Here is a 24,343-nt window from a genome sequence, read left to right as displayed (position 1 = left end):
ACTTTGACTGGACTTCAATAATGATAATTTCCAGTCGATAATTTAGCTAGTATTTTCTGCTAAATTATGAGTCTTTCTGTTCATAATATTGTCCTATTTTAGAAGTAATAATCGGACTAGAAAAAGTTTTTAGAAATTTAAAATACTGTCATCTAGCCCAACCTGTGATCATTGAAAAAAAGTTCTGTTTTAGGGTCGTACCCCTGTATTGGGGACTTGTTGATATTGCTGACTTTTCCCGTTAAGTCCAAAATCCAGCAATGCAAACTTCTAGAGGCTTTATCTGGCAAGGGTTTGAGTAATGATTCTCTTGACAGGAAAAAAATATTCTGAAGCCATCATCCCGCTTATCGTTCAAATTTCAAAAACAAAGGATGAAGGGAGTATGAGACTGTAAAATGGAGAAAATCTTAAAGGGCAGGTCAAAAAATGTTGGAATGGTGGACAAAAAACTTTGCCAGTTGTGAATTGGGAGACGAGAGGCTAAACAATCGTGCCTTCTCGATTGGGAAAAAGTTAAGTGAGGGGTTTGGAAAAGCCTTATCAGAAGTGTTTAAGGGAGGAAACGAGTTAAAGAGGGCCTATGAATTTTTGGGAATCCGAAAACAGACTTTGTCAAGATAATAGAGCCGCACTGTGAAATGACAACTGCCGCCGTAGAAGAATATAAGATAATGCTATCAGTCGGAGATACGACCTTCTTAGATTATCGCAATATCAAGGAAAAAAGGGAAGGGTATGGGCCGACTGGAAAAGGAGGGAATGGATTAATACTGCATAGTGCTTTAGCAATTGAGCCAGAAAAAGGACAAGTATTAGGTTTATTATGGCAAAAACTGTGGAATAGGGAGGTAAAAGAAAAGCCCCCAACAGATGAAACGGCGAAGCAGAAAAAAGAAAGACAGAAAGAACAAAGAAAAGCAGCTCGTCAAAGACCATTTGAGGAAAAAGAATCCTACAAATGGGTAGAGGCTCTAAACACCTGTGAGAAACAGGTAGAAAGTTCAACGAGGGTAATTCATGTATTTGACAGAGAAGGAGATGTTTCAGAAGTCTTTGACTCAGTGCGTCAACTCAAGCATACAGGAGTGCTGGTCAGAGCGTCTCATAATCGTAGTTTAGACAAAAATAGTGAACGACTTTGGCAACATTTGGAATCAGAACCGATTCGTTTTCATCAAGAAATCGAGATTCCGAGTACAGGAAAAAGAAAAGCACGGAAGGTTAAGCTTGCCGTCCGATTTTGCTCAGTTAATCTACGAACTGACTTTTCCCGTTAAGTCCAAAATCCAGCAATGCAAACTTCTAGAGGCTTTATCTGGCAAGGGTTTGAGTAATGATTCTCTTGACAGGAAAAAAATATTCTGAAGCCATCATCCCGCTTATCGTTCAAATTTCAAAAACAAAGGATGAAGGGAGTATGAGACTGTAAAATGGAGAAAATCTTAAAGGGCAGGTCAAAAAATGTTGGAATGGTGGACAAAAAACTTTGCCAGTTGTGAATTGGGAGACGAGAGGCTAAACAATCGTGCCTTCTCGATTGGGAAAAAGTTAAGTGAGGGGTTTGGAAAAGCCTTATCAGAAGTGTTTAAGGGAGGAAACGAGTTAAAGAGGGCCTATGAATTTTTGGGAATCCGAAAACAGACTTTGTCAAGATAATAGAGCCGCACTGTGAAATGACAACTGCCGCCGTAGAAGAATATAAGATAATGCTATCAGTCGGAGATACGACCTTCTTAGATTATCGCAATATCAAGGAAAAAAGGGAAGGGTATGGGCCGACTGGAAAAGGAGGGAATGGATTAATACTGCATAGTGCTTTAGCAATTGAGCCAGAAAAAGGACAAGTATTAGGTTTATTATGGCAAAAACTGTGGAATAGGGAGGTAAAAGAAAAGCCCCCAACAGATGAAACGGCGAAGCAGAAAAAAGAAAGACAGAAAGAACAAAGAAAAGCAGCTCGTCAAAGACCATTTGAGGAAAAAGAATCCTACAAATGGGTAGAGGCTCTAAACACCTGTGAGAAACAGGTAGAAAGTTCAACGAGGGTAATTCATGTATTTGACAGAGAAGGAGATGTTTCAGAAGTCTTTGACTCAGTGCGTCAACTCAAGCATACAGGAGTGCTGGTCAGAGCGTCTCATAATCGTAGTTTAGACAAAAATAGTGAACGACTTTGGCAACATTTGGAATCAGAACCGATTCGTTTTCATCAAGAAATCGAGATTCCGAGTACAGGAAAAAGAAAAGCACGGAAGGTTAAGCTTGCCGTCCGATTTTGCTCAGTTAATCTACGAACTCCCTATCGTTTTGATAATCGTGACCCGTTGAATGTCTATGCTGTTTATGCGACAGAAATCGATTGTCCCGAAGGCGAAACTCCTTTATCTTGGATGCTTCTGACTACAGAAGTTGTTGAGACTATTGAGATGGCTGTCACTATTCTTCGTTGGTACACCTACCGATGGCGGGTTGAAGAATTTCATAAAGTCCTTAAGTCTGGTTGTCAGAGTGAGCGTTATCGACTTGCCTCTGATGGAATGAAAACTCTTTTGGGTTTTTTAAGTGTCATTGCTGTTGAACTTTTACACGTTACTTATCTTCATCGTACCCAGCCCGATGCTCTCGCGATTGAAATTCTTAATCCTCTTCAACTTCAGGTGTTAAAAGCAGCCGCCTCTCAAAAACTTCCCCCTATTTTGACTGTTGCTTGGGCTGTCGAGTCTGTTGCTTTTCTTGGTGGTTATCTTGAACATCGTCGTAAAACTCCTCTCGGTATCCAAGTCCTTTGGCGCGGTTGGTTGAAGTTGCATGACCTTTGCCAAGGCTGGCAGCTTGCAATCCGCACTTAACGGGAAAAGTCAGAATCTACGAACTCCCTATCGTTTTGATAATCGTGACCCGTTGAATGTCTATGCTGTTTATGCGACAGAAATCGATTGTCCCGAAGGCGAAACTCCTTTATCTTGGATGCTTCTGACTACAGAAGTTGTTGAGACTATTGAGATGGCTGTCACTATTCTTCGTTGGTACACCTACCGATGGCGGGTTGAAGAATTTCATAAAGTCCTTAAGTCTGGTTGTCAGAGTGAGCGTTATCGACTTGCCTCTGATGGAATGAAAACTCTTTTGGGTTTTTTAAGTGTCATTGCTGTTGAACTTTTACACGTTACTTATCTTCATCGTACCCAGCCCGATGCTCTCGCGATTGAAATTCTTAATCCTCTTCAACTTCAGGTGTTAAAAGCAGCCGCCTCTCAAAAACTTCCCCCTATTTTGACTGTTGCTTGGGCTGTCGAGTCTGTTGCTTTTCTTGGTGGTTATCTTGAACATCGTCGTAAAACTCCTCTCGGTATCCAAGTCCTTTGGCGCGGTTGGTTGAAGTTGCATGACCTTTGCCAAGGCTGGCAGCTTGCAATCCGCACTTAACGGGAAAAGTCAGGTTGATATTGAGGTGGGAGTTGCTGATATTGATATGGTTGTTGCGGGCTTGTAACAAAACACTGAGAATCAACAACAGTTGCTTGATTCTTTTTCTTAAGACAATCCAAATATCTTTCAACGGCAGAAGACTTATATTCAAAGGGAATTGTGTTACTGTTACTGTTGCTGTATAAATGAGCTAATCCCATTGCAGTAGGGACAATAAAGGAGTTAACTAATGCAATACTTTGATGCTGAACATTGTTGGGTGCATTCTGCCAACTGAACAGATCGCCAACAATTGGAAGTCCACTGAAAAATCCTTTCCAAATTGGGCCAATTAGAGGGATATAGCCTCGTCCACCATCTTCAGTAGTTTGATTATTGAAAGTAGAAAGAGCAAATAAATCTAAGGTTTTAACATAAACACTTGTTTTCACATGACTCTGGGCAATGCGGGATAAAGGACGTAGCTTCGTTTGTCCGTTGTTACTCTCTTCTCCTTGAGTGATCTCTTTTGGGCCAGTGGTAAAATCTATTTGCAGTTCTGCCGACTCGCTGTTGCGTAACACCGAAGGGGTAATCGTTATCGAAATCCCTGATGTTAATCCTCGCCATTGGGAGTGATCCGCGCTCAGGGCAGCAACCGTACTTATCAAAGAGGATACAGGGATTGGACTACCTTCAAACGCAACCTCTTTTGGTAATAAACTTGAGACACTGTTATTGAGTTTGCCCGCATCCTCAAGCCATTGACTAAGCCTTAAAGGGCCAGTTTCATCAAAGGTACTGACTGATGTTGAAGAGACTTCCGAATGAATACCATTTAATCCTGCGACACTGGTTTTGCCCACTTCCGCATAGCTTACATCATCATATTCGCTCACGATGCGTTGAATTCTTTCTAAAGTCGGTTGAATGAACAAATCTTCTATGTCACGGTTAAGCGCATTAACCACAGGTTCCAAAACAGAGTTCAATGTTTCGGCAGATTCTTGTAAAGCATCGGGATCAATTTCGGCTGGTATTCTCTTGAGACGAGAATATTGTAAGGCAAAATTTAGAACGGCTTTTCGTGCAATAAAATTTCTTTGATCTAAATCCTCAGCATTTTTTAGACTGTTACACCCTGGGGTTGATCCTTTATCCTCTTGATGTAAACCCAAACGGATATAGTTTTCAAAGGGTCGTTTTTTTTCATTTTTAGCTAAAGCCTCTAAATAGGGTTGAAAATCTTCTTTAGGCTGGCCGTCTTTTTTAAAGAAAATCTGACAAAGACCATTTGCTGCATTATTATATGCAATATTAGGTTTATTTCTTGCTAACAAGATTAGCAAAATATCTATCATAGAGAGAGAAGAAGAATCTTCATCAAATGCTGTTTTATATCCAAGAACCTCTGTAAATAAATTCTTAAAATCAGGTTCTATTTTAAGATCAGGATTATTCTCTGCCTTAAGAGCATAATTGATGGAATATTCTTTAATTTGATTGTAGGTCTCTTGCAGTAATTGTTGAGTCTTATCAATTTCCTTGTTAACCCGATTCATGACTTCAGCCAATTGCTGAGGATTGTCACTAGAGATTAGTATTCCCCACATCTCCATATTGACGCGCTCACGGGGAAGGTCGAGAATTGCAATGATTCGTTTGAGTTTTTTTCGGTTGTCATCTGTACCATATAGGACGATTACATTATGGTTATTACCAGATGCTTCGCCAGTGCCAGTGCCATTTTCTCCGATAAAAGTTCCCGCAAATTTGCCAGTCTTACCATCACCAACAATTTTTTCCAGTATCGTTTTAATTGCGTCTGCTGAACGATTGTAATAAAGTGGAACGGATTCAGCAGCACACACGTTTTGAGCTTCTTCGCAAGGATTAGCTACTGACTGATTGGGTTTAGATGGAGTTTTTGCATTCAGAGCAGGAATGTTGACCCCGAAGCCAACCATCATACTTAAACCAAGGGCAAACGGACGAACTAACTTTTTCATAGATGCTCCTGCGTGATCGAAGTCACACTCTTAAAGAACTAATAAAGTATTATGGTTTTACGGAACTAATGACAGGACAAATCCAAAAAACGGGACAAAAAGTTTGATTTAGATCAAAAGTTTTTCTGAAACTCTTATAGTTAAATACTCAGCAATCTTGCTTTAAATTATCTAAAAGACTTCAATATTTTGTCCCGTATAGAAATATTAAGTATTAACCAGATTGGCCGTCCCTGCTAAAGAAAGGATTTCATAAGTCTGTAGTTGCCCTTCAGGCGGGTTATTAATAAAACCTTGTTGCAATTTAGTAGTTAAAACTGCCTCAGTCTGAATAGAAATTTCTAAACTAGCTGATAAGTTTATAACTGGTAACAACAAAGTTAAGGTGACAACTTTTCCCCCTATATCGGGAATTGGTGGTCTTTCGACGGTAACAGTGACTAACTTACCAATCTCCGTTTCTAGAACACGGATGTCTTCTCCATAAAACTGACGGTCAAGTTGCGGCGTTTTATAAATTAGCTGTGGTTTACCAACGATATTTTCTACTAGATAGTAGATTTGCGTATCCTTGTTACCAAGCTTAAAATCATTCGCTTCAACAATTTGCCCTGTCATCGTTTACTCCCTGTAATTGGTTGATTGCTTAAAGTAGAACTTCTCGATATATCCATAAAACTCCACCATTATCTGACTTCAAACCTGAGAACACCTGACTTCTTTCTGACTTATGACTACTTTTGTTCTGAGTTCTGACTTTTGCCTTAGAATAAGACCATTAAACTTAAAACCGCCCCTCCATGCCCCGATCGCTGAGAGTCCAACCAGCCCAACTAGGCCGCGTCAAACTAGCCCTCCAACGCAACGGCTTCCCCAGCCAACGAGCCTTAGCGGAAGAGGTTGGTTTGGCCCTGGCTACCGTCAGTAACTTTCTCACAGGCAAACCCGTTGACTTCACCACCTTTGAAGAACTCTGTCGGCAATTGGGCTTGGAATGGAAAGAAATAGCTAATCTGGACTTTGAAACAACATCCCCGACAAATCCTAAAACCCCTGAAAACCTTGAATTTTTAGAAACTAATCCTAATCCCCAGCCGCTTTACCCCAATGGAGCCGTTCCCCTCGGTTCCCCTTTTTATCTCGAACGCTTTCCCGTCGAAGAACAAAGTAAACAAGAAATTAGGAAACCAGGTTCCCTCGTGCGAATCAAAGCTCCAAAGGAAATGGGTAAAACCTCGCTATTACTGAGACTTTTGGAATTTGCAAAAAACCAGGGCTACCAGACCGTTAGCCTCAATTTAGACCAAGCGGATCAAGCCATCCTGAATAACCTCAATCAATTTTTGCGCTGGCTTTGTGCTAATGTTGCCCGTCAACTTCACTTAGAACCTAGATTAGATGAATATTGGGATCAAGACTTAGGTAGCAAAATTAGTTGTACTTCCTATTTTGAAGATTATCTATTAAAGTCAATCCAAACGCCTCTCGTTTTGGCTTTAGATGAGGCAAACCAGCTTTTTGAGCATTCTGAGGTGGCAAAGGATTTTTTTCCTCTACTGCGATCGTGGTACGAAGAAGCCAAAACCTCACCCCTCTGGCAAAGACTTCGTCTAGTCATCGTCCACTCCACAGAAATTTACGTTCCGCTTCAGCTTAATCAGTCTCCCTTTAATATAGGATTGCCCATTCAGTTAAGTAACTTTTCTCAAGAAGAGGTTAAAAAATTAGCACAATGCTACGGACTAGACTGTGGACAAGGAGAACATTGTCAACAACTGATGGAGATGGTAGATGGTCATCCCGCATTGGTACAAATTGCCTTTTATCACCTGGGTCAGGGAGAAATGACCCTAGAACAACTATTAGAAACTGCGGCCACAAATGTTGGCATTTATACTCACTATTTGCAGCGACATTGGGCCACATTGCAAGAACAACCTAAATTAACTACTGCGCTTAAACGTGTCATGGATGCGACTGAAGCTATTTCTCTAGATGATAATATTCTGATCCATAAATTAAGTAGCATGGGACTAATTAAACAGTATGGAAATCAAGTGATCTTGAGTTGTGAGTTGTATAGACAGTATTTTGCCGAAAGATTCAATAGTCGCTAAATTGATATTTCCACGGTAAAGAGAGGTTGCTAGTCTGCTTGGCTACCCAGTATAAATTCACCGACGGAAGTTTCAATCAAGTAATCAGTTTTAGTTGCTTCGGCAAACAGGTCAGAATCTCCTCCTCCGATGGCGCAAGAGGCAAGCTCCATCGCTGTTGCAACTAGATACATACTTTGATAAAGAACGCCGACGTGTTTTAATGTCAAGGAATAAGCAAGAGAGCGATATTTCCAAGCGACTCTGGAAAAGCGGGCTGCTAGGATAATTAAGACTTGAGGTAAGCCTGATTCAGTAACTGCTTGACAGGAAAGTTTATAAACTTCTCCCGTGTAACCGTTTAATTGACAGAGAAAATGTTCTTTGGGACAGTAATGGTAGAGTCCTGATTCTATTCCCTGACAAGCATTGATTATCAAATACAGTTCCAACTCATAACAAGCACCACCACTAGGATAGGGGCGATCGCTAAATTCATACTCGACAGATTCAGTCATTTTGAGCGATCTAATACGAGCAGTACGATAGAGAAACTCACCTAATTGTTCAATAGTAATTGGCTGTTTACCTTGTTGCCTTTGCGATCGCCTTTGTTCCATGACACGAGTGAAGGGAATATCACAATCCATCAAGGCTTCAATATTTGGCTGATATAGAGTAATTGTTGCAAATGAGTTTGACGACTTCACAGCAGGAAGTGGTTCGATTTTACCTAAATGGAGATTGCTTTTCCCATAGGGATAATTATGCCTTCCTAAACGACTTCTGGCATGAAACAACAGGTCGTGAAGTTCCCACAGATGTAATGATGGTTCCTCATTGACCGTTCCATCTTTATCAGTAACCGCTAAAAATTTCTCTCCTAGCAACCAACTTAGGAAGGTTGCAATAATATCTTGGGGAATATCTGAAAATTGATTACCCAATTGTGCCAGAGTTTGAGGAGCAGAAAGAGCATGAAAAATGGCAAGCGATCGCTCATCATACAGAATCACTTGACAATGAGCCAAGGGAGATTCCAGCACCATTTTCCCGTCAAGATTGTGGAGGTAGGCAAAACGTGAGAGCGTATATAGTTGGTTCGACTCTAGAGGAAAAGGGACAACTTGTTTTGTACCAAAAGGAGCGATCTCAGCCCAAGTTTTCTCTGAGGTAGAGATAACAAAATGCTGCTCCTTGCTTGATGAGTCACTCATGTTAAAATTCAAGGTAGCCGAATCGCTTAAAAGAAAATAGGTAGAGGATTTAATTGCTCCTCTGTTAATGGTGTTGTTAACCACCCCATTTGGACGGGAATATCATACAGCCGTCCTGGGGCAAATCGAGGCCAAAAATGTCGCAGCCCAGGGACGATAACTTTGACAACTGACAATCCAACATCAGGGCGAGTCTGATCTAAAATTAGAGTTTCCCATCCCTTGGATTGAGCCAGGTTTACACAACTCATTACATCAGTATAAAGGTCACCATAACCGTTGTTATGATAGTCTGCTGAAACCTTACAGGTTGTACTTTCATCAGGGATTAAATAGGGTTGATTTTCAAGAGTTGCCGTTTGCCACCATTCTAGGGCTTCAGGATAATGATCTCGGTAAGCACGACTGTGTTCAGGCTTGTTAGACAAGACAGCAGGGAGTGACTGATTGAGTTCAGTTAAGGCGCGAAGAATAGCAATTTGTGGGTCAAAATGGGTTCCAAAACCGAGAATAATATTTTCAACAGCTTGGTCATTTCGTCGAGAAATGGCAGCAAAGGTAGGAATGTTAAAATCGCTGGTAATATCCAATACCCAGAGATCGCGGTGGTGTTGCTGATAGAATCTCAGCAATTCTTGGAAGTATGGTTCATTAAAATCGGCAAGATTCACTGCTGGTTTTCGCAAACGGTTGTACCACCACAAAGCTACGCTATCCCGCTCGACTAACTCCATAAAGCCTTGTAAAATCGCCTCTTCCATGGTGTTACCCGCAGCACAGCCATTGGAGTCAGCCCTAGTAAACTTGATGTGATGCTGTTGAGCATAGCCGTAGTAACAATAAGCAGTAGGAAGGTATCGAGGCTCATTATCAGTCAAAGACCAAACTAGACTCCAATCAATTTGCTGTTCTTCATCAAAGGGTTCGGGAATCCAGTTGAGACGAGACGGGTTGGAAGTTTCTAGATGCCGATTTTGGATTTGGCGATCGCTAAACAACATACAGGCGTTCGGATGAATTGGGTTACTGAGATTTTTCAGGCGGTCTCGAACGCGGTATTCATCCCCATGAAAAACTCCTGAATAATGCTCCATCGCCTCCCCAATGGCACTAACTCTGGCTTGGATATCACTTTTTCCCTTACCACTAGCACATCGATTCAGACTGCGGCGTAGAGATTCTAAGTCTTGGTTATACTCTAAGAAAATGCCCTGACTAATGTAAGCAGGCGTGAATTGCTGCTGGTGTTCCCAACCTTGAGGTTGTCCCAGAAGGCTTATTATTCCTGTAATTGGACTAATATAAGGTTGCAATCTCCTAAAAGTTTCCTCTGGTGCAATACTGCGATGCCCGCCATCACTGGTGAAATTCTTTTGGCGACTTTGTAAAACTGGTATTATTGATTGTTTTTGAGCCATCAAGTTGGGATTTCCACAAGTTGGGCATTGAGGACGACGAATCAGGGGATGGTTGTTTTTTTCGAGAGTTAAAGTATTGAGGGTAATGATGTTACCTTCAATACTTTCATTTGCTTCACTTACTATCCATTTAACAGTTTCGGTGGCGGCTAAACTGAGGGCTGTTTGGTAAGTAGAGGGTAAAACAGCTAAGGATGAAGAGAAAGGGTGATTCGTCTTTTGTTTATGCTGGAGATAGGTTTGGACCTTTCGCTTACCCTGTAGTCGTTGTCCGAGACACTCCCAACACCCTGTTTTATCTGGAATAAACAAGGGGCCTAACCAAATCTCTGTCCCCATAGGTTTGACTAACAGCCAAGAACGATTTTCGGACAAAGCTTGCTGATTAAAAGCTTCTAGCCCTGGTTGCAGGTAATCATCAGTGAGAACGATTGACCGCTCTTCTCCATCCCTGACTTGTACCCCCACGGAAGTTAGCATGGTCTCGAAGGAAGTTGGATCAATATTGCCAAAGGTTGTTACTGTCACGGAGGTGGTTTGCAACCGTTGGTAAGCTACTTCTGGTTGAATGCCAAGCATTTCCCAAAAAGCAGCTTGTTCTGAGGGTATAGAAGGAGTAGCATCAACTGTATAGTTCTTAATTTGCATCAGCAGGGATAGAACTTCTGCGGAAGGCATTTTTTGCTGAAGTTGCTTAATAATCTCTTCTAGGGTGTGCTGGCCATCGAGAAGTTGAACTAACTTAATGAAGGCAGGATTAGGAAGAATAATAGATTGGTTTTCAGATAGCAGCAAAACCCCTTCCGAGGGAATAATTTCACAACGAAAGCAGGATTTCAATTTGGGACGATAAGCAGTTATCTGACTCATTCTTCTTTTAGGGATTTCAGGAAACTTAGACTGGGTGTAAAGAAATATTCACCTCCTCTAGGAGTCACATACCCAAAAAAATCGAAATCCTTAACTGGGTCTTGTGAATTTCCCCACGTTCTTGGCCATGTCTGACTTGGCCATTTGCCAAACGCTTCTTTTAGCATTGGCGGCAATTTTTCTCTCCCCCATTGAATTAACGGTGTCTTTAATATACTATTTGTCACCCGATGAATTAACGGTATTTTTAATATCCTATCTGTCACCTGTTGAATTAACAGTGTCTTTTGCTGTCCCAAAATAGGATCTGCGCCTAGTTTTCCGAATGGATTTGTCCCAAAATTGTTATCATTAGCGTAGTCTTGAAGCTTCTCAAATTGGGCGTGAATATCACTTTGGAAACAAAAAAATAGCAATCCTTCCTTACCCACTTCTGTTTTGACTCCCAGTTTTTCTGAGAGGCTTTTGTAGTGCCGTAAGTTTTCTTTCGTTGTTTGTGACAAGAGTGAAGTTTGATTTTCTTTGGGTAAACCGTAGGTTGTTCCTCGCCGAACAATTCTTCTCTGACGTTGGTTATCTGGTTTATCTTTATAAGTACCACTATGTACATTATCACTTATTGCCCGCGAATTCATCTTCCTAATGTGAGCGTGAAATGGGCATTTCCATCGAGATGTTTCTTTAAAATCATTTCCCTTTCCATAGTTAAAATTATTTAAATCTACTCCACTTTGTTCTAGAGAATCTGGGCTACTATAAATCATAACAGGCCGTCCATTTTGGAAACGCCCCATAGTATAAGCTTTAACGAGTTGTTCTGTTTCTTTTTTGGATGGGAATCGGCTCCTAGATTTTCTAACTTACCAGCTAACTCTTTGATTTTTTCATTGAAACCCTCTACATTTTGTTCCAGCTTTCGATAAACTAAAAAACTTCCATAGCTATAACCCTTATTCTGGAGATTGCCAAAAGGATCGACATTAAGCACCAAGCGCAAGTTAGCACTTGGGTCCCATTGGTCTTTATCTGTTACTTGGTAAATATCTGATTTCAGAAATAAAGGATTACTGATATTATCTGCAAACCCAAATGGTTCTATACACTGATCTTGATCGTTCTTACGTACCCAACCAATTTCTTTCTTAATAATTCTAATGTTGTTCGCTTCAATATTATCTAATATTTGTTGTGTTTTTTCACATAAATTATCGATATCGCAATCAGCCAGTAAGATTAAAGCATGAATATCGTTGTTCATTACACTGGACTCAACTTGTTGATACTCAATCTCCCAATCTCTTTTCTTGTCCTTGAGACTCTCTAGGTTTTCGAGCATTCCCTCCTCGAAAGGATGTGTAGAAAAAGAACGTTCTTTATCTTGTAGTTTTTGCTGATAAAGTTTTCGGAAATTAGTCTTAGCATCTAATCCTAATGCTTCATACCCTTTAAATGATAAAGAAAAATTAACAAATAAGGTTGAAGACGAAGCTTCCTTCTTTGTTTTAAGGAATTTTTTATGTTCTTGGGTTTGTTCTCGTTGCCTAATGGCAGATACAACATACTTTTCAGCAAAATCCCCAATCCATTTCTTAGTAGCTTCTGGTTGACTGTTGTCAAAGTGTAAGAAAACATAAATAGAATAAGTTCTCCCGTGACTTTTAAGAATATTGCCTTGTATATCCTCTAGTCTGAAACGAATGTCTGGTTGATCGGGGTCTATTTCTGATCGTTCTAAAAAATTGTAAGCTTCGTCATAATTATTGTTTGCATCTTGATTAGTGTTACTTAGCATAATTTTCCTCCACAATATTGGCTCTTCATAGTGACTCCACACCACAAGTAATGTTTCTTTACAAGACGATGTTCTCTAAACCCCTCATACCCAGTACGAAACTTACTTGACATGAAACCCAGTTAGAATGATACCATAAGACGCTGCAGAGAGCATAAATTGTTTCATTTCCCACTTAAAAAAAATATGAACGAACAAGAACAATGGGCTAGACTAATTGCTAATGCTTGGAGTAACCCAAGCATTTTGGCCAATTTGCGGCAAGATCCTAAAACAGAGATTGAAAGGCTACAAGCGGAAAAGCCCCCAGAACTAGGTGATATAAGTGACCTTGGTAGTGGTGCTGGTGGATTTTTTGCCATACCCGATTTACCAGAAGGTTTGGGAAGCTTAACTCTAAAGGAGCTTGAACAGTTTCTTTCGGAGAACCCGGGTATTTTTGGGATAATGCAACTTTGTTGCATTTGACCCCAATTCTTTTAACAGAACCTTAGGGAAAATCTAGCTCTCCCGATGTCATGGGAAAATGTATTTTATGTTACATTATTGCAGGGGTTTGGCATTGCTAAACCTCTACAACATCTGTTATCTTGTCACCAAGTTATGAAAGATAAATTGAATTTAAATCTGAAAGATGAGCAAGTTACCGTCTTTAAAAAACAAGGATTCCTGATTTTCGACCGTATTACTACTGACCAAGAAATTGAGTGGCTGAAGGGAATCTACGATCGCATCATAGAAGAGATGAAAGTATACTGCCCAGAAAAGATAGCTCTACTTGCAGATCAACAACAGCTACCTCTTGCTGGTGGGAGAGAAATCTTGGTGTGGATACCATCTCCAGAGTTAGTCTTTCCCCAACTGATAGATACGATCTACTTCCGCAATACCCTTAAGATTGTGGCACACCTTCTCAATGTCGAGGAAACAAAGGTCATCGGCAGAGTGCGTCTGTACCTAAAGCCAGCACACTTTGGTGCTGAGATGCCCTGGCACCAAGATGCTGCCTATCCTGGCTCGCTTGATCTCCTCAAAATTTGGATGCCTTTAGACCCTGCCACCCCCGAGAACGGCTGTTTGCATTTCATCCCTGGTTCTCATCTTGGAGGCATTATACCGCATCGTCCCTATGAAGGAGATAGGACAGGCTCAGGTTTGATAGCAGACGGAGTACAATACTCTCAAGCAGTTGTTTGCCCCTTAGCACCTGGAGGAGCAACTGTTCACCACTGCCACACATTACATTATTCCCGCCCAAATAAGACAGTCCAACAACGTCGAGCATTGGTAGTCAGTTGTAGAGCAGAGGAACAAAGTGTGTAAAATTTAGAGCAGACAAGTGATTGAGCTATTGTGATTCCTCTAAAGGAATCGTTTGATATTGAATTAGGTAAAAGTAGCATCTACTGTACAGGTACGCTATCATGAAAAATATCGACTGACAAGCAAATCTTCAAATTGAAGCATAATTAATAAAAATTTAGAAAAATTTTAATTGAGATCTATAGCAAAAGCAATAATAATTATGGCAATTATTTCCGGCTATCAGATTATTGAAAAACTTTATGAAAGTACCAACTCGCTGGTTTATCGCGGACATCGGGTAGGAGATAGCCAAACAGTTATACTCAAAACCCTAAAGCAAGCCTATCCACCTCCAGAAAAAATAGCCTGGTTCAAACGAGAGTATACAATCACCAAAAACCTTCAACTTAGGGGCGTAGTAAATGCCTATAACTTGGAAAATGAACAAAACTGTTGGCTAATAGTCATGGAGGATTTTGGCGCTGAATCTCTAGAACGATTAATGCAGAAAGGCAGACAATTCACTTTGGCTGAGTTTCTAACCATTACCAGACAAATTGTTGAGATTCTAATTCAGGTCCATCAGTGTCTAATAATCCACAAAGATATTAACCCATCCAACATAGTTTTAAACCCCACAACAGGTCAGATCAAACTCATTGACTTTGGCATTTCAACCGTACTCTCACGAGAAAAAACCACCTTAGGCAACCCGAATCAGTTAGAAGGTACATTAGCCTACATTTCGCCAGAACAAACTGGGCGCATGAATCGAGACATTGATTATCGCACTGACTTTTATTCTTTGGGGGTAACTTTTTATGAGCTATTAACTAATCGATTGCCTTTTGAAACTACTGAGGAAATGGAGTTGGTTCACTCCCATATCGCTAAACAACCCAACTTTCCTCACGCACTCGTGCCAGAGATTCCTCACATTCTATCGGAGATTGTCATGAAGCTGATGGCTAAAAACGCTGAAGATCGTTACCAATCAGCCTACGGTCTCAAGATGGATTTAGAGGAATGTCACAGACAATGGGAGCAAACGAGATGCCTTAATCCCTTTCTTCTAGGACAGCAGGATATTTCGGATAGATTCCAAATTTCTCAGAGATTATATGGGCGACAACAGGAAATTGAGCAATTGTTGGCTGGCTTTGAACGAGTCAGCCAAGGGGGAAAGGAAATGATGCTGGTAAGAGGTTATTCCGGCATTGGTAAGTCGGTTTTAGTAAGGGAAGTCTATAGGCCAATTACTCGGCAGCAGGGGTACTTTATCTCTGGGAAATTCGACCAATTTCAAAGAGATATTCCTTATTCGTCCCTAGTACAAGCCTTTCGCTTCTTAATAGAGCAACTCTTGACGGAAAACGAAGTCCAGATATCTGCTTGGCGACAAAAATTATTAGCTGCTCTGGGAAATAATGGTCAGATAATTATTGATATAATTCCCGAAGTAGAACTGATTATTGGTTCCCAATCCACTGTAGCAGAACTAGCTTCAATGGAAGCCCAAAATCGCTTCAACTTGGTATTTAAAAACTTTATCCAGGTATTTGCCCAGCCTGAACATCCATTAGTGTTATTTCTAGACGATTTACAATGGGCTGATGAAGCTTCCTTGAAACTCATTCAACTACTAATGACACCAACTGAAAGCTATTATTTATACATTATTGGTGCCTATCGAAATAATGAGGTCACTCAGGCTCATCCCTTAATGCTTACTTTGGATGAGATTAGTAAAACTGAAGATCTTGTCAGTTACATCACCTTGCAGCCTTTAAAATTGATCGAGGTAAATCAGTTAATTAGTATGACTCTCAATGTTGCAGTAGAGACTGCTAGACCACTGGCAGAATTAGTGCTAACCAAAACTAATGGCAATCCTTTCTTTATAAATGAGTTTTTAAAAGCACTGTATAGCGAAGAACTGTTAACATTTGACTATCAGCTTAACCATTGGCAGTGGGATTTAAGGGAAATTCAAGCTCAAGCTATAACCGATAATGTGGTCGAACTAATGGCCATTAAGGTGCAAAAGTTGGGGGTGGCAACACAACAGGTATTAAAGTTGGCAGCCTCTATTGGTAACCAATTTGATCTCCAGACTTTGGCAACTGTATATAAACAATCGCCCAAAAAAACCGCAACAGATCTGTTGCCAGCACTTTTCAATGGTTTAGTTTTACCTCTTAGTGATGCTTACAAGCTAACAGAATCTGATGTACAGGGTTTGGCAGAGACAGTCACTGTTGAATATAAGTTTTCCCATGACCGAATCCACCAGGCAGTCTATTCCCTAATTCCCGAAGCGGATAAACAAGCTGTTCATCTGCATATAGGTCAACTGCTGTTGCATGGCATTTCTTTAGAAAAAGAAGATTCTAAAATCTTTGAGATTGTCAACCAATTAAACTTGGGTAGGCAGTTAATTAATCGACAGGAAGAGCGAGATGAACTAGCTAGATTAAATCTAATAGTTGGTAAAAAAGCCAAGAAATCAGCAGCTTATCAACCAGCATTCAATTACTTTCAGGTTGGATTGAGCCTATTAGGGGAGGACTACTGGCAGAGGCAGTATGATTTAACACTAAAACTGTATATAGAAGCGGCAGAAACAAAGTTCCTCATTGGTGATCTGGAGCAGATGGAACGGTTAATTGAGGTCGTATTGCAAAAAGCAAACACATTGCTGGATAAAGCGAAAGTTTATACTCTGAAAATCCAAGCTAATGCCTCGCAGAATAAGCTAGTCGAAGCAGTGAAGATCGCGCTGTCAATTCTGGAAATGATGGGCGTAGTTTTTCCAAAACTACCCAGCCAATTGGATGTTGAAAAGAGTCTTGAAGAAGTTAAATCGGCTTTAGGTAAGAGGGGAATTAAAGATATAGAGGATTTAGTCAATTTGCCTGAAATGACAGATCCAGAAAAACTGGCAGTCATGGATTTCATGTTTCAAATGATACACTGTTGCTATGTTACCTCTCCTCCCCTCTTCACAATGGTTGTGTCGAAAATGGTCAGCTTATCGGTTAAATATGGTAATACAATTTTGTCGGCTAAGGCCTATGCTCTATATGGAATAGTTCTCTGTGGAGTAGTAGAAGATCTTGATGGTGGTTATAAAGTTGGTCAACTCACTTTGAAGCTGCTCAAAAAATTTGATGCCAAAGAACTTAAGCCGAGTACTTTCTTCATCGTAAATTGTTTTGTCAGACATTGGAAAGAGCATATCAGAGAAACTCTCACTCCTTTTTTAGAAGGATATAGAATCGGGCTAGAAACAGGGGATTTGCATTTTGCTGCATGGGGAATACATTCATGCTGCTACTTTGGCTACTATATGGGTAAGGAACTGGGAGAACTAGAACGGGAAATGGAAAAAGCTAGTGCTGCCATATCTCAAATTCAGCAGAAGCATATACTTGAAAGACATAAAACTTATTGGCAAGCCGTCTTAAATCTGAGAGGAAAATCTGAAGACAATTGTCGCTTAATTGGAGAGCATTATAATGAAGAAACCATGAGACAAGTTTATCTGGAAATAAATGATCGCAATGCCCTTTGTGAGATGTATCTCCAGAAACTAATTCTTTGCTATTTATTTCAGAAATACCCTCAAGCTATTGAAAATTCAACAGAGGCAGAAGAATATGTAGGAAACGCAGTCGGGACAATTAATTTTGCCATTTTTCACTTTTATGATTCTCTCGCTAGATTGGCGATGCTTACTGATACTCTAAATATCCAACAACAGTACATTCTCGAAAAAGTAACTGCCAATCAGACAAAAATGAAGCATTGGTCTCATCATGCCCCCATGAATTATTTGCATAAATATTATCTAGTTGAGGCTGAACTTGCCAGGGTATTAGGTCAACATAAAGATGCTAGGGAATATTACGATCAAGCTATCTCTCTAGCAACAATAAACGAATATATCAACGAAGAAGCTCTGGCTAACGAACTAGCAGCCCGATTTTATTTAGGCAGGGACCAAAAACAGGTAGCTCGTCATTATTTAGTTGATGCCTACTACGCCTATCAGCGCTGGGGGGCTTTAGCCAAGCTAAAAGATATGGAGACTCGATACCCGCAGTTTTTGGCTTCAGCATTATCCAAAAACAAAGCCACTTTCCCAAGCGTTTCAAAAACTACTGGTGGTTCTAGTGAAGCCCTAGATTTAGCTACCGTGCTTAAAGCATCGCAAACGATTTCTAGCGACATTTTGTTGGATAAACTTGTGGAAAATTTGGTAAAAATCATGATTGAGAATGCTGGTGCTCAAACTGGTTTTTTCATCTTGGTAAAGGAAGGTCAGTTACTCATTAAAACCCAAGGTACTGTGGAGCAAGATAAAGTGATAGTGAGCGAATCAGTCATGGTTTCGACTAGCCAACATTTGCCCCTATCTCTAATCAATTATGTAGAAAGAACCAGAGAAAATGTGGTTTTAAACGATGCAACTTGTGAGGGAATATTCACAACAGATCCTTATATAATTCAAAACCAATCTAAATCTATTTTATGTACGCCCATCATCCATCAAGGTCAAGTTATTGGACTGCTTTACTTAGAAAATAATCTCAGTACTGGTGCCTTTACTCCTGATCGCTTAGAAGTCCTAAAACTCTTATCTTATCAAGCTGGAATTTCTCTACAAAACGCTCAACTTTATGTCGCTCTAAGTGAGAATGAGAAAAGATTAACTCAATTTTTAGAAGCTATCCCCATAGGTATTTTTGTGCTTAATGCTAAGGGCGAACCCTACTATGCAAATCAGACTGCCCAGAACATTCTTGGCAAAGGAATTGTAACTCTTGCATCAAGCAATCAATTGACTGAAATTTACCATGCTTATTTAGCAGGGACAGACCAATTATACCCAACTGAACAACAACCCATTGTAAAAGCATTAAATGGCGAAAGTACAACTGCGGATGATATGGAGATTCACCAAGTTGATCGAACAATTCCTTTAGATGTATCAGCTACTCCTGTTTTTAACGAGAAAGGTCAAATTGCCTATGCGATCGCTGCCTTCCAAGATATTACCCAACGCAAACAAGCTGAAACGGATCGAGTTCAGTTTACCCAAGAACTAGCCCTCAAAAATCTTGCTCTAGAACGAGCTAAAAATGAACTAGAAGAGTATAGTCAGACTTTGGAACAAAAAGTAGAAGAACGAACCAAAGAATTATCTCAAACCCTAAAAATTCTCCAAGCTACCCAAGCCGAACTCCGTTTTGAAAATGATTTACTCCGTAGCGAAGATTCCTTTTCAAATTTCGATTATCAAGTGGGCGGAAGCTTACCGATGGATGCCTCTACCTACGTCGTCCGAGTCAGCGATCGCTATCTTTATAAAGCCTTAAAACGAGGAGAATTTTGCTACGTTCTTAATCCCCGACAGGTCGGTAAATCCAGTTTAATGGTGCGGATGATTGACTATCTCCAGCGCGAGGGCTATTGCTGTGCGCCCATTGACATGACCCGCATCGGCAGTGAAAACGTAACTCCAGAACAGTGGTATAAAGGATTCGCCTTTGAGCTATTACGCCGTTTTGATTTGCGGAGCAAGATTAACCTAAAAAGCTGGTGGCAAGAACGAGAAGATAGGCCCCCTGTTCAAAGATTAAGTGACTTGATCGAAGAAGTCCTATTAACGGAAGTGGGTGTAGAAAATGGTATTCCCACCAAACCCTTGGTTATTTTTATTGATGAAATTGACAGCGTTCTCGGCTTAAAATTCTCTGTTCATGACTTTTTTGCCCTCATTCGTTCCTGTTACAATCAACGCAGTCTTAATCCCGCCTATCAGCGTTTGACCTTTGCTCTTTTTGGAGTCACAACGCCTAGCGATTTAATGACCGATGTTCAGATAACCCCTTTTAATATTGGTCAAGCGATTCATCTAGAAGGTTTTAAAGAACATGAAGCCCAACCTTTATTGCAAGGCTTAGCTGAAAAAGTCAGTAATCCCCAAACCTTACTCAAAGAAGTCTTCAACTGGACGAATGGTCAACCTTTTCTCACTCAAAAAATTTGTAAACTGATTCATAATACTTCTACTCCCATTCCCGTCAACGACGAAGCCACCTGGCTCCAAAACTTGATCCAAACCCAGGTGATCCAGAATTGGGAATATCAGGACGAGCCAGAACATTTGAAAACGATTCGCGATCGCCTTCTGAAAAGTAAACGATCAGCCCAACTCTTAGAACTTTACCGACAGGTGTTAGAACAGGAAGAAATTCCCCTAACTGACAATTCTGTCGAAAGAGAATTACTTCTATCAGGATTAGTGATTAAAAAAGCGAATTCTCTCAAGATCAATAATCGTATTTACCGCTTGATCTTTAACCACCTTTGGCTCAAAAAGTACATTTAGCAAGATTGATTAAGACTAAAATCTGGTGATATTCCAGACCAGTAGAATGAATAACAATCCGTAAGGGTAGAATAGCTTTTATCGCGATCGCACCCATTCAACATTTTGAGTTCCCGTTAAGAAGCGGTCTGGGGCCTGTACAATTAAAGATTGTGCAAATTGCAAACTCTAACGCCTACTCTAGTTCCATGACTCAGCAATACCGTATCACTCTCCTGCCTGGCGATGGCATTGGCCCTGAAATTATGGCCGTTGCTGTCGATGTTCTTAGGGCGATCGCCTCCCAATTTGATCTAGCCTTTACCTTTGAGAATGCCTTAATTGGAGGAGCCGCGATTGATGCCACCGGTCAACCCTTACCGGAAGAAACCCTGAAGGTGGCGCGGGATAGTGATGCAGTGCTACTGGCGGCGATCGGGGGTTATAAGTGGGATAATTTACCTCGTCAACAACGACCAGAAACAGGATTATTGGCGATTCGAGAAGGTTTAGGACTATTTGCCAATCTGCGACCCGCAACCATTTTTCCCCAATTAATTGATGCGTCTAGTCTCAAACGCGAAGTGGTAGAAGGAGTAGATATTATGGTAGTACGAGAGTTGACAGGGGGAATTTATTTTGGCCAACCCAAGGGTATTTTTGAAACCGAAACGGGGGAAAAGCGAGGGGTCAATACCATGGCCTATCGACAGTCGGAAATTGATCGTATTGCCAAGGTGGCCTTTGAAATTGCTCGCAAACGTCGTTATCAACTCTGTTCCGTTGATAAGGCCAATGTTTTAGATGTGTCCCAACTGTGGCGCGATCGCGTTACCCTGATGGCCAGTCAATACAGCGATGTGGAATTGTCCCATTTGTATGTGGACAATGCTGCTATGCAGTTAGTTCGCGCTCCCAAACAGTTTGATACCATTGTGACGAGTAATCTCTTTGGCGATATTCTTTCCGATGAGGCGGCTATGTTAACCGGCAGTATTGGGATGTTACCCTCTGCCAGTTTGGGAGAAACGGGGCCCGGTTTATTTGAACCCGTTCATGGTTCGGCTCCTGATATTGCGGGTCAAGATAAGGCCAATCCCCTCGCCCAGGTGTTAAGTGTGGCCATGATGTTACGCTATGGGCTGAATCAACCGGCAGCCGCTACCAAAGTTGAGCAAGCCGTCAATGCGGTGTTAGAAAAGGGTTATCGCACTGGAGACATTCTTTCGGCAGGAACCCAACTGGTCGGTTGTCGGGAGATGGGAGAGGCTCTTTTGCAAAATCTTGAATCCTAAACTGTGGCCACGAAACCCATGACAAGCCTGGTTAACTTGCTTTCTCAAACGGCGGGTAATCCCCTCGAAAATCTGCGTCGCGTTGATCAACGTTGGTTACAATTGCGGTGCAATGCGGTTCCGCCTCCTAGGGTAATTTATCCCCTCACAGAAAGTTTAGGGGAAGTTAGCTTTGATGTGGCGATCGCGGGGGGAACTTTGGGCATTTTTCTAGGGGCAGCCTTGCAAAGCCAGGGATGGCGAGTGGTCTTATTGGAACAGGGTAAGCTCCAGGGAAGAAAGCAGGAATGGAATATTTCTCGTCAAGAATTGCAGGTTTTTCTGGACTTAGATTTGTTGACAGAATCGGAATTGGCAACGGCGATCGCCACAGAATACAATCCGGCCCGTCTCAGTTTTTATCAAGGTTATGAACTTTGGGTCAAGGATATTCTCAATATTGGCATTGATCCGGTTTATCTATTAGCAACTCTGAAACAAAAATTTCTAGAAGCAGGAGGTATTCTCTTAGAAAAAACCGCTTTTCAAAGAGCCGAAATTGGCGATTCAGGTGTCAAATTACAGGTCGGAGAACAAACCTTCAATTGCCGTTTACTGATCGATGCAATGGGTCATTTTTCGCCCATTGTGCAACAGGTTAGACAGGGCGCGAAACCGGATGGTATTTGTCTGGTGGTGGGTAGCTGTGCCCAGGGTTTTGATCATAATCAAACGGGAGACTTGATCGCTACTATCACTCCAATTTTGCATCAATGCCAATATTTTTGGGAAGCGTTTCCAGCTCGTGATGGCCGCACCACTTATCTTTTTACCTATCTGGATGCCCAATGCGATCGCTTTAGTTTAGAGTTCCTGATGACGGAATATCTGCGGCTTTTACCGACTTACCAAAACTGTGAACTGACACAACTACAATTTCAGCGTTTTCTCTTTGGCTTTTTCCCTGCCTATCGTCAAAGTCCTCTGCAAATGCCCTGGTCAAGACTGTTAGCGATCGGCGACAGTGCGGGCGGTCAATCTCCCATTAGCTTTGGCGGTTTTGGAGCGATGGTGCGGCATTTACAACGTTTAACTCAAGGGATTAGTGAAGCCTTAAGCAGCGATCAATTAGAGCAATCTAATCTAGCTTTACTGCAACCCTATCAACCCAATATTGCTGTGACCTGGCTTTTTCAAAAAACCATGAGTGTGGGACTGAACCAAAAGGTTAACCCTCAACAAATTAATGACTTAATGAGTGCGGTTTTTAAGGTCATGGATCAGCAAGGCGACCCAGTATTAAGACCCTTTTTACAAGATGTGATCCAGTTTTCCGCTTTAACGAAAACCTTGCCTTTGGTTAATCCCCTTAAGGTTTTGCCAATTCTATCCCAGATCGGACTTTATCCTCTTCTCGATTGGCTTCAGCACTATGGCAATCTGGCCGCCTACAGTGGTCTTTATCCCCTAGCGCGATCCCTGGAACCGTTAACCCAATCTCTCTCTACTGAGCAGAAATATCGTTATCATCGTTGGCGAGACGCTTGGCAATATGGAGCCGGTCAAGATTACCATCAAGAAACGATGCCTGATGATCGCCTTTAAAATAGGATGGAAAACCGCGATCGCTGATTAATTGATAGTTGATAATGAATAGTTGATAATTATCCATTGTCAATTGTCCATTATTCATTGAAAACGCGATCGCCTCTTAATTGATAGTTGATAGTGAATAGTTGATAATTATCCATTGTCAATTATCCATTGAAAATGCAATCACCTAAAATATTTTAATAAGTTTTAGGTTGGAAATTATCGGGAATATCAAGTTCAAAAACTTGGTCATGAATACGGGCTACATACAATCCTTCTTGTAGAATTTTTTCGCGTAATCCATTGGACAAATCAACCGCCGCTAAAATGCCATAGAGTTGTTTATCTTTGTGTTCAGGAAAAAAGCTACGAAAACGTTGCAAAATACTTTTTAATTGAGCAATAGATTCTTCTCTTGCATGACTTTTAACCTCGACAACATAGGCAGTATTCAGATTGCCATTAGCATAGGCAAGGACATCAATTTCTATATGTTGTCCATTTTTGCTAACTCGTACACTAGGACTAATAGTTTCCATTCCGAATTGTTGTTCCAGAATGGTGGTCATGGAAGGCAGGGCTAAACCTTCGGTAAAGCTGCCAAATTTCGCTCCAAGTCCCCCAATCTGTTTACCCAATTCTTTGAGTTGCTGATCGGTCTTCTTTTCCCGTCTCTTGCTTTCTTTCTGTTGTTCCTTGAGTTGTCGGTCAGTCTCCTGCTGTTGTAGGCTGGTTTCCTTGAGTTGTAGGTTGGTTTCCCTCAGTTGTCGGTCGGTCTCTTTTTGAGCCGTTGTTAATTCAGCTAACAGTTGCCATACGTCTTCTGCTGTAGTTGCCATAATCTCTCTCAAATTTGTCAATCACTATTTTATCGAATTTTAAGCGATCGCCTCCTAAGTCTAAACTCAAAACGCGATCGCCGATTAATTGATAGTTGATAGTGAATAGTTGATAGTTTTAAATTGAAAATGCGATCGCTCTT

The 24,343-nt window shown here is 41.0% G+C and carries 17 protein-coding genes and 1 pseudogene; 11 read left to right on the top strand and 7 right to left on the bottom strand.

From position 1 onward, the window contains the following. Positions 1–429: 429 nt before the first annotated feature. From KA717_21780 to KA717_21760, 5 genes and pseudogenes are all read left to right on the top strand, one after another. Positions 430–624, top strand: a complete 195-nt coding sequence (locus KA717_21780; protein ID UXE58660.1) for a transposase — start codon at positions 430–432, stop codon at positions 622–624. Between the two features lie 17 nt (positions 625–641). Next, on the top strand, positions 642–1,280 hold the full coding sequence (locus KA717_21775) for a hypothetical protein (protein ID UXE58659.1): 639 nt from the start codon (positions 642–644) through the stop codon (positions 1,278–1,280). Between the two features lie 184 nt (positions 1,281–1,464). After that, the gene (locus tag KA717_21770) at positions 1,465–1,659 is read left to right on the top strand and encodes a transposase (GenBank protein ID UXE58658.1); all 195 of its coding nucleotides are present in this window, start codon (positions 1,465–1,467) and stop codon (positions 1,657–1,659) included. A gap of 17 nt (positions 1,660–1,676) precedes the next feature. Further along, positions 1,677–2,852: an IS4 family transposase gene (locus KA717_21765; GenBank protein UXE58657.1), complete on the top strand. Its 1,176-nt coding sequence runs from the start codon at positions 1,677–1,679 to the stop codon at positions 2,850–2,852. A gap of 49 nt (positions 2,853–2,901) precedes the next feature. Next, a pseudogene (locus KA717_21760) lies at positions 2,902–3,429 on the top strand (IS4 family transposase). Here KA717_21760 and KA717_21755 read toward each other — a convergent pair. Continuing rightward, a complete protein-coding gene (locus tag KA717_21755) occupies positions 3,426–5,420 on the bottom strand; it encodes a hypothetical protein (GenBank protein ID UXE58656.1) in 1,995 nt (664 codons plus the stop codon). The pseudogene KA717_21760 and the gene KA717_21755 overlap by 4 nt on opposite strands. A 207-nt stretch (positions 5,421–5,627) precedes the next feature. Further along, positions 5,628–6,038 carry a hypothetical protein gene (locus tag KA717_21750; protein UXE58655.1) on the bottom strand — a complete coding sequence of 137 codons (411 nt, stop codon included), beginning with the start codon at positions 6,036–6,038 and terminating at the stop codon, positions 5,628–5,630. Positions 6,039–6,220: 182 nt separating this feature from the next. Between KA717_21750 and KA717_21745 the strand changes: the two genes are divergently transcribed. Next, a complete protein-coding gene (locus KA717_21745) occupies positions 6,221–7,537 on the top strand; it encodes an AAA-like domain-containing protein (GenBank protein UXE58654.1) in 1,317 nt (438 codons plus the stop codon). A 29-nt stretch (positions 7,538–7,566) separates the two neighbouring features. Here the strand turns inward: KA717_21745 and KA717_21740 are convergent, their stop codons facing one another. Genes KA717_21740 through KA717_21725 form a run of 4 tightly spaced genes read right to left on the bottom strand, consistent with a single transcriptional unit; the run spans position 7,567 to position 12,813 of the window. Next, positions 7,567–8,817 (bottom strand): SagB family peptide dehydrogenase, encoded by a 1,251-nt coding sequence (locus KA717_21740; protein ID UXE58653.1) that lies wholly within the window; start codon positions 8,815–8,817, stop codon positions 7,567–7,569. Next, positions 8,760–11,021 (bottom strand): TOMM precursor leader peptide-binding protein, encoded by a 2,262-nt coding sequence (locus KA717_21735; GenBank protein ID UXE58652.1) that lies wholly within the window; start codon positions 11,019–11,021, stop codon positions 8,760–8,762. Before KA717_21735 ends, KA717_21740 begins: the two co-directional genes overlap by 58 nt. Then, a complete protein-coding gene (locus KA717_21730) occupies positions 11,018–11,785 on the bottom strand; it encodes a hypothetical protein (protein UXE58651.1) in 768 nt (255 codons plus the stop codon). Before KA717_21730 ends, KA717_21735 begins: the two co-directional genes overlap by 4 nt. Next, positions 11,782–12,813: a hypothetical protein gene (locus tag KA717_21725; GenBank protein UXE58650.1), complete on the bottom strand. Its 1,032-nt coding sequence runs from the start codon at positions 12,811–12,813 to the stop codon at positions 11,782–11,784. The genes KA717_21730 and KA717_21725 overlap by 4 nt, the downstream gene beginning before the upstream one ends. 159 nt (positions 12,814–12,972) lie before the next feature. Between KA717_21725 and KA717_21720 the strand changes: the two genes are divergently transcribed. The 5 genes from KA717_21720 to KA717_21700 all read left to right on the top strand — a co-directional run bounded on the left by KA717_21720 (position 12,973) and on the right by KA717_21700 (position 23,373). Further along, complete coding sequence (locus KA717_21720; protein ID UXE58649.1) at positions 12,973–13,281, top strand: hypothetical protein; 309 nt, start codon at positions 12,973–12,975, stop codon at positions 13,279–13,281. A 45-nt stretch (positions 13,282–13,326) separates the two neighbouring features. Beyond that, positions 13,327–14,136, top strand: coding sequence for a phytanoyl-CoA dioxygenase family protein (locus tag KA717_21715; GenBank protein ID UXE58648.1), 810 nt, complete (start codon positions 13,327–13,329; stop codon positions 14,134–14,136). Between the two features lie 202 nt (positions 14,137–14,338). Then, positions 14,339–20,515, top strand: coding sequence for an AAA family ATPase (locus KA717_21710; protein UXE58647.1), 6,177 nt, complete (start codon positions 14,339–14,341; stop codon positions 20,513–20,515). Positions 20,516–20,703: 188 nt separating this feature from the next. Continuing rightward, the gene (gene leuB / locus KA717_21705) at positions 20,704–21,789 is read left to right on the top strand and encodes a 3-isopropylmalate dehydrogenase (GenBank protein ID UXE58646.1); all 1,086 of its coding nucleotides are present in this window, start codon (positions 20,704–20,706) and stop codon (positions 21,787–21,789) included. A gap of 18 nt (positions 21,790–21,807) precedes the next feature. After that, the gene (locus KA717_21700) at positions 21,808–23,373 is read left to right on the top strand and encodes an FAD-binding oxidoreductase (GenBank protein UXE58645.1); all 1,566 of its coding nucleotides are present in this window, start codon (positions 21,808–21,810) and stop codon (positions 23,371–23,373) included. Between the two features lie 185 nt (positions 23,374–23,558). Here the strand turns inward: KA717_21700 and KA717_21695 are convergent, their stop codons facing one another. Further along, the gene (locus KA717_21695) at positions 23,559–24,200 is read right to left on the bottom strand and encodes a DUF3782 domain-containing protein (protein UXE58644.1); all 642 of its coding nucleotides are present in this window, start codon (positions 24,198–24,200) and stop codon (positions 23,559–23,561) included. Positions 24,201–24,343 lie beyond the last annotated feature (143 nt).

The sequence above is a fragment of the Woronichinia naegeliana WA131 genome (assembly GCA_025370055.1).
Classification (GTDB): Bacteria; Cyanobacteriota; Cyanobacteriia; order Cyanobacteriales; family Microcystaceae; genus Woronichinia; species Woronichinia naegeliana.
Note: the sequence above shows the minus strand (reverse complement) of the source record. Positions and strands in the feature narration are given on the sequence as shown.